This window comes from Cobetia crustatorum (genome assembly GCF_000591415.1).
Lineage (GTDB): Bacteria > Pseudomonadota > Gammaproteobacteria > Pseudomonadales > Halomonadaceae > Cobetia > Cobetia crustatorum.
This window is the reverse complement of sequence record NZ_JEMF01000138.1, coordinates 1-1,618: the sequence shown is the minus strand read 5'-3', so window position 1 is coordinate 1,618 and position 1,618 is coordinate 1. Positions and strand designations below refer to the sequence as shown.

Below are 1,618 nucleotides of genomic sequence, written 5' to 3'. Positions count from 1 at the left end.
GCACATTGCCGGAGGCCGGCGCTTTCTCGGCGACGGTAGCGGCGTCATCACCCGCCACCGGCGCGGTGTTGCTCGGTGTCAGGATGAAGGTATCGGTGACGGTGCCACCATTGCCATCATCCGCGGTGACAGTGATCTCGAACGGACCATTCTGCGAGGCATCGGCGCTCAGGGTGCCGGTGATCTCGCCGGTGGTGCCATTGATGGCCAGACCTGCCGGCAGACCCGCAACCGTATAGGCCAGCGTGTCAGTGGCGTCGACATCGCTGAAGGCGTCACCGGCAGCAATCGTGAGGGTCTCACCATCGACGGCAATGATGTCATCGGTCGGTGTCGCGACGACCGGCGCATCATTGGTGCCAGTCACGGTGATGCTCAGCGTGGCAGTGTCGAAGCCACCTTGGCCATCACTGACCTGGTAATCGACGGCAGTGACACGACTTTCGCCGTCAGCCAGATCATCAAAGTCCGTGCCCTGCGCGAAGGTATAGCTGCCGTCGGTATTGATGGTGATCAGACCACCGGTGGAGCCGGCAATCGCCTCACCGACATTGTCGGCATCGGCGTCCACCTGACTGACGACCAGAATGTCACTGTCGGTGCTATCAATGCCGCCATCGCTGTCATTGGTCAGCACGTTGCCGGTGGTCGGCGTCACGTTCTCGACCGCTGTCGCCGCGTCATCGGTGGCGACCGGTACGACGTTGCTGACCGTCAGGGTGAAGACGTCATTGATCGTGCCGCCATTGCCATCATTGGCGGTGACGGTGATCTCGAACGGACCATTCTGCGAGGCATCGGCGCTCAGGGTGCCGGTGATCTCGCCGGTGGTGCCATTGATGGCCAGACCTGCCGGCAGACCCGCAACCGTATAGGCCAGCTCATCGCTGCCATCCACGTCACTGAAGGCCTCGCCCGCAGCAATGCTGAGAGTCTCGCCATCCACGGCGGTCATGTCATTGGTCGGCGTGGCGACGACCGGCGCATCATTGGTGCCGGTCACGGTGATGCTCAGCGTGGCAGTGTCGAAGCCACCCTGACCATCACTGATCTGGTAATCGATCGCCGTGATACGGCTTTCTCCATCGGCCAGATCATCGAAGTCCGTGCCCTGCGCGAAGGTATAGCTGCCGTCGGTATTGATGGTGATCAGGCCACCGGTGGAGCCGGCAATCGCCTCACCGACATTGTCGGCATCGGCGTCCACCTGACTGACGACCAGAATGTCACTGTCGGTGCTATCAATGCCGCCATCGCTGTCATTGGTCAGCACGTTGCCGGTGGTCGGCGTCACGTTCTCGACCGCTGTCGCCGCGTCATCGGTGGCGACCGGTACAACGTTGCTGACCGTCAGGGTGAAGACGTCGTTGATCGTGCCACCATTGCCATCATTGGCGGTGACAGTGATCTCGAACGGACCATTCTGCGAGGCATCGGCGCTCAGGGTGCCGGTGATCTCGCCGGTGGTGCCATTGATGGCCAGACCTGCCGGCAGACCCGCAACCGTATAGGCCAGCTCATCGCTGCCATCCACGTCACTGAAGGCCTCGCCCGCAGCAATGCTGAGAGTCTCGCCATCCACGGCGGTCATGTCATTGGTCGGCGTGGCGACGACCGG

The 1,618-nt window shown here is 62.2% G+C and carries 1 protein-coding gene; it reads right to left on the bottom strand.

Annotation, left to right across the window (positions count from 1 at the left end):
- On the bottom strand, positions 1-1,618 hold a 1,618-nt coding region (locus BF12_RS20940), incomplete at both ends, for a beta strand repeat-containing protein (RefSeq protein WP_211242495.1).